Below are 11774 nucleotides of genomic sequence, written 5' to 3'. Positions count from 1 at the left end.
GTTATTCAATTTTGATTTAAACTTAACCCCTACTCTTAATCTAGAATCAATTAATGGTATTCCTCAATACACCTTTACCTTACCTGCATTACCAAAAACCGATTTACAAGGCTTATTTAATAGCTTTAAATTGCCCGATTTTGCCGTTAGTTTCTTGGCAGATTTAGCCAATTTTAATGTTACCATTGGCACAGATTTACTCACATTTGAAGGCATTGGGGATATTAATCTAACTCCTCTTATTAATGGTTTAGGATTTGGTGAATTAGTAACAACTGATTTTTCCATTGGACTCCCCACATTTGAAATCAAAACTATTGAAGGAATTGATTATTTTAATGTTAGTCTTCCCTCTGTAAATAAGCCTGAATTACAAAATCTTTTGAATGGGTTAAACTTACCTGAATTTGCTAGTAACTTATTAAGCAACTTATCTAATTTACAATTTACGATTGGAGAAGACTGGTTTCAATTCACAGCTTTAGAACCCATTAATCTCAGTCCAATTATTAATAACTTCGGCTTTGGAGATTTACTAGATTTTGACTTAAATTTAGTCCCCACTATTAACGTTGAATTAATTGATGGAGTTAAACAATTTAGTTTAAGTTTACCTCCCTTATCTCAAGCTGATTTACAGGGATTATTAGACAGTTTAGGATTACCTGATTTAGCGGTTAATTTCTTAGCAGAATTAGGTCAAATAGAATTAACCATTGGTGATAATTTCTTAAAATTAAATGGATTAGAGGGGGTTGATTTTGCACCGATTATTAATGAATTAGGAGTTGTCAATTTACCTGAGTTTACCGTTGGGATTCCTTCCTTTGAAATGTTCAAAGTTGATGGAATTAATGAGTTTAAGTTTACCATTCCTCAAATCGATGAAATTCAAGTTAATAACCTGTTAGATGGTTTAGATGGATTACCTAGTTTTGCTAAAGATTTCTTTAATGTTTTAGATAAAATCAAAGTAGAATTAGGAGAAGATTGGACTCGTATCACTTACCTAGATGAAGTAGGAATTACTTCTATTGTCAATAATCTCTCAGGAGAATTGGGATTTACAACAGATATTAATGCAGATATTAGTGTCTTTTTACCCAGTTTATATATTCAAGAAATTAACGGAGAAAAATTCTATGAAGTAACCCTCCCTCAAATCTCTACTGGGGAGGTGATGGGATTACTGGGTGAGATGACAGATGTTAACTTATTCAATGAATTAACTACATTAGGAAAAGTTGATTTAGTCTTATCTGAAGATAGTTTTCGGGTTAAATACTTTGACGATGTAAAGCTAGATTTAGGGAAAGTTGTTGAAATCGATTCTAGTCTTACTTTCTTACAAGAAGGAATAAGCGGTATTGTTGCGATGTTTGGAGGAACCGAAACATCTTTAACCTTAGATACCCCTGATTTAATCCTAACAAAAACCACATTAGGAACAGAAATAAATCTAGATACTCTCTTTAATGGTAGTGATTTTGATTTACAAATTCAAGGAGATAAAGTTAACTTAAACTATGAAGGTTCCATTGATGTCTTTGCATTAGTGAATTCTGTCATGTCTCAACTTACAAATGTTGATATCTCTGAGATATTAAAGTTAATGGGTACAGGAATTAATGTTGATATTAATGTGATTAATGGAGTCAAAAAATTAGCCTTTGATGTTGATTCCCTAGAAACAGTAAGTTTACCTAACTTATTTAATCTGTTCGACCTATCTCTTCCCGACTTTGCTATTGATTTTCTGGGTGAATTACCTAGCGTTAACTTTAACTTAGATGGTGATCTATTGAACTTTACGGGATTAGGAGAAATCGATCTAAGTGGAATATTAAACGGGTTGGAATTTGGACTAAATTTAGGTTCATTAAATGTTAATTTACCTAGTTTACAGCTAGATTTAAGCGGCAGTTTACCCAATTATCAATTAACGATTCCTCCCTTACCTAAAGCTACTTTTGACACATTATTTGGTAGTTTAGGACTTCCAAAATTTGCCACAGATTTCTTAGGTGAACTAGGTAATGTTAGTTTTAATATTGGCACTGATTTCTTTCAAATTAAAGGATTAGGAGATGTTGACTTACGCAATATTCTTAATGGTTTCGGTTTAAATCTTGATACTAATTTAGATTTTAGTGTATCTTTTCCTACCTTAGACATTCAACTTATTGATGGTGTCAAAAACTTTGCTTTAACGATTCCTGAGTTACCAAATATTACTCTTTCTAATCTCTTAGATAGTTTTCCCGAAATGCCTAACTTTATGGTTGATTTTCTAGTGGGGTTAGGAGATATTGACTTAACTATTGGTAATGATTTTATTAACTTCGATTTCTTGGGAGAAGTTGATATTCGGGGGATGTTAAATGGGTTATCAGTTGACTTAGGATTAGGGGAACTTGATGCTACTTTTGGGGCATTTAATGTAGAGAATCCTACCATTAATCTTAAAGGATTAGGAACACCCAATTTATCTTATCACGTTAATATTCCTAGTGTAGATTTTGATGGAATTATTAACTTATTGACTGATTTAGGTGGTGTTTCCTTACCCGATTCTATCAAGCTAAAACTTGCGTCATTGGGAGATATTGGTTTAACCATTTCTGATTTAGGATTGGCCTTAGATTTTGAGAATGACTTTAGTTTAAATCTCGGTAATTTATTCAGTTTAGATGGTGCAGTACCTTATATGGATACTGCTTTAGATAGTTTAATTTCAGGGATCTTTGGTACACCAGATTTAACCTTATCTACTCCTAATTTAAGTCTGCTGAAAGATGTTAATTTAGGGGGAATGAATCTAGAATTAGATGGTTTACTAAACGGTCAAAACTTTGGTTTTACTTTTGGTAATTCAATTACTTTCAACTATGATTTACCTAATGATTTAGACTTTACGACATTATTACCAAATATTCCGATTCTTGGGGATGTAAAATTACTTGATCCTCAAATCTTTTTGACAGACTTAAGCCATTCGATTACTCTTCCAGAATTAGGAAAAATCGATTTAGTTTCAGGTTTAAATTTAGCAGGAACCATTGATTTTGCTGGTTTAGATACTAATTTTGGTAATTTTATTAATGGATTAGGAATTGATAATTTAGATGTAAATCTTGGCTTTAATCCTGCTGGTTTAACCAGTTTATGGGGTAGTATCGACGGTGATTTTGATTTATTCTCCATTGATAGCTTCAAGGTTGGTTTTAGTGACTTAAATCTAGGATTAGATATTGGGGTTGACTTAGAACCCGGTTTCGGATTAAGTGGTAATTTTCTTTTGAAGGATATGACCCCACACAAGTTGGTGAACCTACTTTAAACTTGAGTGGTGGGATTAATTTTGAACCCGAATCTTTATCCCTTTGGGCTAATGTACAAGGAGACAGCACTTGGTATAATCCCTATGGTTTAGTGGGGACAGAATTACGCAATATAGGGATTCAAGGAGGGGGAACTTATCTTGCACCTTATATTGATAATATTGGCTTTATTGGCAACTTAAAATGGGGTGAAGCTGCTGATTTTTCCACTGCTTTTTCTATCGATACCAATGACCCCGAAAAGGTAGCTTTAGTCTTAACTACTAATGAAGCGGTGAACCTCGTTGATTTATGGAAAGGACCTCTTGTTAGCTTTGTTCTCAATCAATTAAATACCGTAGAAAATCCTGTCATTGATGGTTTTAATCAAACCTTAGATTTGCTAGGTAAAGTTATTGATTTACAGATAGAATCTGTGGACGGAAACGATGCAGATACGGATTTAGACCCCTTAGTTAAGTATGTTCCTTTCCCTACAAAAATTGCAGGTCAAACCATTAGTGAAGGATTTGAAATTAATGGTAAATTAACCGCTTGGGGTGCAGATGCAACCTTGATTTTACAGTCGAATACTACCTTTACAAATCTGGAAGGAACTTTGAACATTCCTGAGTTTGACTTGAAAATTCCAGGAACAGAACAATCTTTATTAAAAGTAGAAGGAATTGGAGATAATAGTTTAGATATCACTGTAGCAATTACAGCTAGTCAACAGTTATTATCTGGGGATGGCAAGATTGGATTGCTAGGTTATGATATTGCCTCAGCAGAGTTTGAAATTACGCCAACTAAGGCAACTATTAAGGATTTTGATCTCAATTTAGTTGATATTGTTAGTCTGAATGTAGATTCTGTAACGGTTGATTTAGCCACTCAAGCAGCATCAGGAAAAGCAGATATAACTGTTTTAGGACAGACTTTAGCTGATAGCAGTTTCACTCTAATAAAAGATGCGGTTACTATCTCAGATACTAGCCTCAATGTAGCTAATATTTTAGGCATTGAAGTTGATAGTTTAACCGTCAATGTAACCAATCAAACTGCATCAGGAAAGGGAGATATTACGCTTCTAGGACAAACTTTAAGTAATGCCAGCTTTGCCATTGATTCTAAGAGTGTCACACTGCAAAATGTCAGTTTAAACTTACCAGGAGGAATCCTAAGTTTAACTATTCCTTCTTTAAATGTAGATGTAAATTCTAGTAGTTTCACGGGTTCAGGCACAGCCTCTATCCTAGGAAAATCTATTTCTTCTGTCAGTTTAGGAGTCAGTACAAGTGCCATTACTGCCAGAGGAAATGTCGATTTAGGCGGAATATTAGCCCTTAACAATACTACCTTTACCTGGAATAAATCGAGTAATTCTATCAGTGGTTCAGGCACAGCCTCTATCCTAGGAAAATCTATTTCTTCTGTCAGTTTAGGAGTCAGTACAAGTGCCATTACTGCCAGAGGAAATGTCGATTTAGGCGGAATATTAGCCCTTAACAATACTACCTTTACCTGGAATAAATCGAGTAATTCTATCAGTGGTTCAGGCACAGCCTCTATCCTAGGAAAATCTATTTCTTCTGTCAGTTTAGGAGTCAGTACAAGTGCCATTACTGCCAGAGGAAATGTCGATTTAGGCGGAATATTAGCCCTCAACAATACTACCTTTACCTGGAATAAATCGAGTAATTCTATCAGTGGTTCAGGCACAGCCTCTATCCTAGGAAAATCTATTTCTTCTGTCAGTTTAGGAGTCAGTACAAGTGCCATTACTGCCAGAGGAAATGTCGATTTAGGCGGAATATTAGCCCTCAATAATACTACCTTTACCTGGAATCAATCGAGTAATGCTGTTAGTGGTTCAGGAACAGCCTCTATCTTAGGAAAATCTATTTCTTCTGTTAGTTTAAGCGTCGGGACAAGTTCGATTACTGCCAGAGGAAATGTCGATTTAGGCGGAATATTAGCCCTCAACAATACTACCTTTACCTGGAATCAATCGAGTAATTCTATCAGTGGTTCAGGCACAGCCTCTATCCTAGGAAAATCTATTTCTTCTGTCAGTTTAGGAGTCAGTACAAGTGCCATTACTGCCAGAGGAAATGTCGATTTAGGCGGAATATTAGCCCTCAACAATACTACCTTTACCTGGAATAAATCGAGTAATTCTGTTAGTGGTTCAGGCACAGCCTCTATCTTAGGAAAATCTATTTCTTCTGTCAGTTTAGGAGTCAGTACAAGTGCCATTACTGCCAGAGGAAATGTCGATTTAGGCGGAATATTAGCCCTCAATAATACTACCTTTACCTGGAATCAATCGAGTAATGCTGTTAGTGGTTCAGGAACAGCCTCTATCTTAGGAAAATCTATTTCTTCTGTTAGTTTAAGCGTCGGGACAAGTTCGATTACTGCCAGAGGAAATGTCGATTTAGGCGGAATATTAGCCCTCAACAATACTACCTTTACTTGGAATAAATCGAGTAATTCTGTTAGTGGTTCAGGAACAGCCTCTATCCTAGGAAAATCTATTTCTTCTGTTAGTTTAAGTGTCGGAACAAGTTACATTCAAGCCAAAGGAAATGTCGATTTAGGAGGAATATTAGCCCTCAACAATACTACCTTTACCTGGAATAAATCGAGTAATTCTGTTAGTGGTTCAGGCACAGCCTCTATCTTAGGAAAATCTATTTCTTCTGTTAGTTTAGGAGTCAGTACAAGTGCGATTACTGCCAGAGGAAATGTCGATTTAGGCGGAATATTAGCCCTCAATAATACTACCTTTACTTGGAATAAATCGAGTAATTCTGTTAGTGGTTCAGGAACAGCCTCTATCCTAGGAAAATCTATTTCTTCTGTTAGTTTAAGTGTCGGAACAAGTTACATTCAAGCCAAAGGAAATTTAGATTTAGGGGTATTAGATTTAAGCAATGCTACCTTTACTTGGAATAAATCTACGGGACAAGTCGCTGCCTCTGGTGCGGTCAAAATTTTAGGTCAAACCGTTTCTAATGCTAATATTTCTATTAGTAATAATGGTTTAAGTATCACAGGTGGTTTAAGCATCGGTGGCCTAACCATGGCCAATGCAACCATTGACTGGAATCAATCAACCAATACGGGAACCATTCGCGGAGATGCTAAATTATTCGGTGGTATCGATTTAGGTTCAACCGAAATCAGCTTTAATCAGAATTCTCTCTCTTTCTCTCAATCAATAGGAATAGATACAGGAATCTTTGGAGAGATTGCAGCAACTATCAGCAGCACAATGTCTACCAGTAATCCTTCCTTCTACCTCGCCTTTAGCGCATTAGGGGTATCTAAAAATGTTCAGATTAGTAGCAGCAACTTAGCCAGCATTGTTACTGGGTTGCTTGATGATATTCTACCATTACCTAGCGAAGTTATGGCGGTTGTGGATTTTGCGGTCGAGGCAATTAGTACCATTGGCAATGCAATATTTGATGTTGTGAGCGACATCGGTGACCTCATCACTGACTTTGCTGTGGATGTTTGGAATTGGATTTGGGGAAACACAACAGTAACAACCATTTCAGGTGACTCCTGGAGTAATAACTTAGTAGGAGGCAGTGGCAGCGACAAAATTTACGGGTACTCCGGTAATGATACCCTGGTTGGGGGTGGTGGAGAGGATAGTCTTTATGGTGGTTATGGTGATGATGTTCTTGAAGGAGGAACCCATCACGACTATTACGACGGTGGACCGGGTTCTGATACCCTTTATATGGTCTATGCAGACAAAGCTTGGAGTGAAGGATATGAGGTAAGAAATGGCAACGCCATGAAGGTTTTTTTACAAGAAAACACTTACCATTCTAAATATGGCTACGTTGGCAAGATTGAATGGTTTGATGGTGATAACCCCGAATACTTAAAGAGTATCGAAAATGTGGTGGGGACTAAATGGAGAGATTATATTTACGGCGACGACGATAATAACAAATTCTTTGGACGAGGTGGCAATGACCGCATGGATGGTTATGGCGGAAACGATACGATTGATGGCGGTGATGGTAATGATCTAATTTATGGCGACAATGGCAATGATACTCTTTCTGGTGGCTACGGAAATGATACTCTTCATGGTGGCTACGGAAATGATCTAGTTGATGGTGGTTCAGGTGAAGATAGACTTTTTGGTAGTTACGGTAACGACACTCTTTTGGGCGCGGATAACTCTAATGACACTCTATCTGGACAGGATGGTAACGATTACATCCAAAGTCAGGCAGGATGGTATTGGTCATGGAGATGGAGTTCATATTGGGGTCGATTGGAAAATTACCAAGAATTGTTTATAGATTATATTGATGGTGGCTCTGGACAAGATACCCTTGATTTAAGTAAAACATCTAACGTTCAGCTTGATGTTGATCTCTATAACAATATCTACATCGCCAAAACTGGCAATCTATCTGTATCACAGTACGTTTATAACATTGAGAATGTTATTGGCGGTCAATTGAGCGATACGATTGAAGGCAATAACCTTGCCAATATGTTACTGGGTAAAGAAGGAAATGACTTTGTTCGTGGATATGATGGTCACGACACATTAAACGGAGACTCAGGAAACGATTCTCTTTATGGAGATGGTGGAAATGATGTCATTTCTGGCGGCAGTGGAAATGACCACATTAATGGTGATAATGGCAATGATACCCTACTGGGTCAAGACGGAAATGACACCCTGTATGGGAGTTGGGGGGATGACTACATGAGCGGTGATGCAGGGAATGATACCCTTTATGGTGGTTACGGAAATGATTATCTCAGTGGTGGTGATAGCAATGATTATCTTGAGGGCAGTTTCGGCAATGATCAACTATTAGGTGACTCTGGCAACGATACTCTCAGAGGGTTGTCTGATAACGATAATTTGTCAGGAGGTTCTGGGGATGATTCTCTTGATGGAGGTTCTGGCGATGACCAACTATTAGGAGGTTCAGGTAGCGATACCCTTAATGGTAGTTTAGGTAGTGACACCATGTATGGTGGTTCAGGAAATGATTCTTACTATGTTGACAGTAGTTCCGACAGCATCACTGAATATTCAGGACAAGGAATAGATACAGTTTATTCTTCTATCTCTTACACCTTGGGAAGCTATCTCGAAAATCTAACTTTAATAGGTAGTGCTTATTCTGGCTATGGTAATAGTGAGCATAACTCTATCTACGGCAACAGTTACAGTAACTATCTAAGTGGTGGTTCAGGTAGTGACACCATGTATGGGGGTTCAGGAAATGACACCATGTATGGGGGTGATGGTCATGACACCCTTGATGGGGGTACAGGAAATGACGCCATGTATGGGGGTACAGGTTATGATGTGTACTATGTTGACAGTAGTTCCGACAGCATCACTGAATATTCAGGAGGAGGTATAGATAGAGTTTATTCTTCTGTCTCTTACACTTTGGGAAGCTATCTCGAACATCTAACTTTAATAGGTAGTGCTTATTCTGGCTATGGGAATAGTGAGAATAACTCTATCCACGGCAACATTTACAATAACTATCTCAGTGGTGGTAGTGGCAATGATTATCTCAGTGGTAGTAGTGGCAATGATACCGTTAGTGGAGGTGATGGTCATGATACCGTTAGTGGGGGTGATGGTCATGACACTCTTGATGGGGGTTCTGGTAATGACACCATGTATGGGGGTTCTGGTAATGATTATCTCTCTGGTGATAGTGATAATGATTATCTCAGTGGTAGTGATGGCAATGATACCCTTGATGGGGGTACAGGAAATGACACCATGTATGGGGGTGATGGTCATGACACTCTTGATGGGGGTACAGGAAATGACACCATGTATGGGGGTTCAGGAAATGACACCATGTATGGGGGTACAGGAAATGATTATCTCTCTGGAGGTGATGGCAATGATACCCTTGATGGGGGTTCAGGTAATGACACCATGTATGGGAGTACAGGTAATGACACCCTTGATGGGGGTTATGGAAACGATACCATTAATGGTGGGGATGGTACAGATGTTGCTATATTCTCAGGCAATCGCAATAACTACACCTTCAGCCTCAACGGAGACACTTTGACGGTTACAGGGGATGATGGTGTCGACCGGGTGAACAATGTTGAAATCTTCCGTTTTGATAATGGTGACTATACCTTATCACGATTAACCGCTACTTCCTCTACATACTCCCAATACGCCAGTGAGGTGAGAGGTTACAGTTCCCAATATTCTACTGGCAGTTGGTCAGCCAACCAAGTTTTAGGAGCATCTAACACCTTTAGGTATGGAGATATTTCGACCGCTTGGACAACCAGTAGTGCCAACATGGGAACTCAATACATAGAAGTTGGCTTTGATACCCCCGTCTATGCTGATGGTGTAACGATTCGAGAAACCTATAATAATGGTTTTGTTACTAAGGTTCAAGTTATCGATATCAACGGTAACTATCGTCTGGTTTGGTCAGGAACCGATACCAGTCCTCAAGGTCAACCCTATGACTTCAAGATAGATTTTGCCGAAACTGACTACTTAGTTGATGGGGTACGGGTTGAAATTAATACGAACCATACCAGCAGTTGGGAAGAAATTGACTCCATTCAACTCCATGGGAATACTGCTAAGGATAACACCCTGATTGGCAGTTCCCGTAATGATACCCTGACTGGCGGTTCCGGTCATGATACCCTCATTGGTGGTTTAGGTAATGATTTTCTTTATGGGCATGGCGGCCATGATCTTATCTACGAAGACTCTGGTAGTGATTACATCGATGGTGGTTCCGGTAGTGATATTTTTTACTTAGATGGCTATTCATCAAATTATGATGCTTGGTCTTATGGTACGGGTGTTCAGATTCGAGACAACTCACGAGGTGATATCGATACTATCTATAATGTGGAGTATTTCCGCTTTTATGATAGAACCCTATCATCAAGTGAACTTCCTTCTGTTGTCTAATCTGTTCCGTCTTGCTCATCAACCCCCCTGACATTCCCAGCACTAAACCCCTAACATCGGTATAACGGGAGTTCTCGAACAACATTGAACATAGACATTTGTAGAGACGTTTCATGAAACGTCTCTACATTCACTAAGCACTGGGGAATGAGCAATAGTAAGCTGTAAAAAGGTTTCACCATCGGGAAATGTCCTAAACTTAATGCGTAGGGCTATATTATTTTGATAAAAATGTCCCAAAAAACTTGGTTAGGAATTGATCCAGGATTGGCAATCGTTGGCTGGGCAATGCTACAAGAAAGCGAACAACAACTTCCTTTAATTATTGATTATGGAACCATTGAAACCAATAAACAGTTATCCACCTCCCAACGACTCTTAGAAATAGAGGCAGATTTAAGGGAATTATTAACAGAATTTAAGCCCAAAGGTATCGCCATCGAAATGCCCTTTTTTAACCGCACCATTAAAGCAGCAGGAGGCGTTATGCAAGGGTTAGGGGTGATTAATTTAGTGTGTTATCGAGAGGCAAACATTGAGCCAATTTTTCTCCATCAAGCCAGTTGGAAATGTCATTTAGGGAATGGAAAAGCTAAGAAAAAAGAAGTCGCCGAAATGATTGCAACTTTGTTTAATTTAGATACATTACCTATCGATGATAGCGTGGATGCGATCGCCATTGCCTATGCTGGTTTATGTGGGTTAAGAAACAATATTTAAGGATAAAAACACAGTTGGGGTAACCCTGTGGTTTCTTCCCATCCCATCATAATGTTCAGACATTGTACTGCTTGTCCGGCTTGTCCTTTGATCAGGTTATCAATGGCAGAAAGAACAATCACGCGATCGGTTCGGGGATCGGTTTCGATACCCAGGTAACATAAATTTGTCCCACAAGCCCATTTTGTTTGCGGATAAACCCCGTTAGGCAAGATTTTGACAAAAGGAGAGGAACGATAAAACGCACTGTAAATGGTTAATAAATCGTCTCTGACAAGCCCCGGATCTCTAAGGGTGGCATAAACCGTTGATAAAATGCCTCGAACCATGGGGATTAAATGGGGGGTAAACTGTACTCTGACCTCATGACCAGCTAAATCAGAGGAAATTTGCTCGATTTCTGGGGTATGACGGTGTTTAGCTACCCCATAAGCTCCAAATGAGCCTTCTGCTTCGGCTAGTAAGAGATTGGTTTTTGCCTGTCTTCCCCCTCCGGAGGTTCCTGACTTGGCATCAATAATGGTGGTTTCGGGTATGATTAACCCTTGTTTGAGTAAGGGAGATAACGCCATTAAACTAGCGGTAGGATAACAACCGGGACATCCAATCAAAGACGCTGATTTAATTTCGTCACGGTATAATTCTGGGAGTCCATAAACAGCCGTTTTTGCTGTATCTAGGTCGCTACGCTCCTTATTGTACCAACTGCTATAAGTTTCTAAATTTTTGAAGCGATAATCAGCCGATAGGTCTAA

General features: G+C 38.6%; 2 protein-coding genes and 4 pseudogenes. 5 read left to right on the top strand and 1 reads right to left on the bottom strand.

What is annotated here, in order from left to right; all coding sequences use genetic code 11:
• The 5 genes and pseudogenes from C4E06_RS04930 to C4E06_RS04920 all read left to right on the top strand — a co-directional run.
• Positions 1-3340: pseudogene (locus C4E06_RS04930) on the top strand (hypothetical protein); the annotation flags it as partial.
• Positions 3341-6408: 3068 nt separating this feature from the next.
• Positions 6409-9135: pseudogene (locus C4E06_RS29475) on the top strand (calcium-binding protein); the annotation flags it as partial.
• Positions 9029-9277: pseudogene (locus tag C4E06_RS29470) on the top strand (hypothetical protein); the annotation flags it as partial. The pseudogenes C4E06_RS29475 and C4E06_RS29470, both read left to right, overlap by 107 nt.
• A pseudogene (locus tag C4E06_RS29465) lies at positions 9160-10299 on the top strand (calcium-binding protein); the annotation flags it as partial. The pseudogenes C4E06_RS29470 and C4E06_RS29465, both read left to right, overlap by 118 nt.
• A gap of 231 nt (positions 10300-10530) precedes the next feature.
• Positions 10531-11019 carry a crossover junction endodeoxyribonuclease RuvC gene (locus C4E06_RS04920; RefSeq protein ID WP_107667072.1) on the top strand — a complete coding sequence of 163 codons (489 nt, stop codon included), beginning with the start codon at positions 10531-10533 and terminating at the stop codon, positions 11017-11019.
• Here C4E06_RS04920 and argC read toward each other — a convergent pair.
• A partial coding sequence (argC, locus tag C4E06_RS04915) for an N-acetyl-gamma-glutamyl-phosphate reductase (RefSeq protein WP_107667071.1) occupies positions 11016-11774 on the bottom strand: 759 nt, incomplete at its 5' end. The two genes, C4E06_RS04920 and argC, sit on opposite strands and share 4 nt — an antisense overlap.

It is taken from the genome of Cyanothece sp. BG0011 (assembly GCF_003013815.1).
Lineage (GTDB): Bacteria > Cyanobacteriota > Cyanobacteriia > Cyanobacteriales > Microcystaceae > Crocosphaera.
This window is presented reverse-complemented; position numbering and strand designations above follow the sequence as displayed.

Coding starts and splice junctions, on each gene's coding strand:
- C4E06_RS04920 (WP_107667072.1), top strand. CDS start 10,531: ATGTCCCAAAAAACTTGGTTAGGAATTGATCCAGGATTGGCAATCGTT.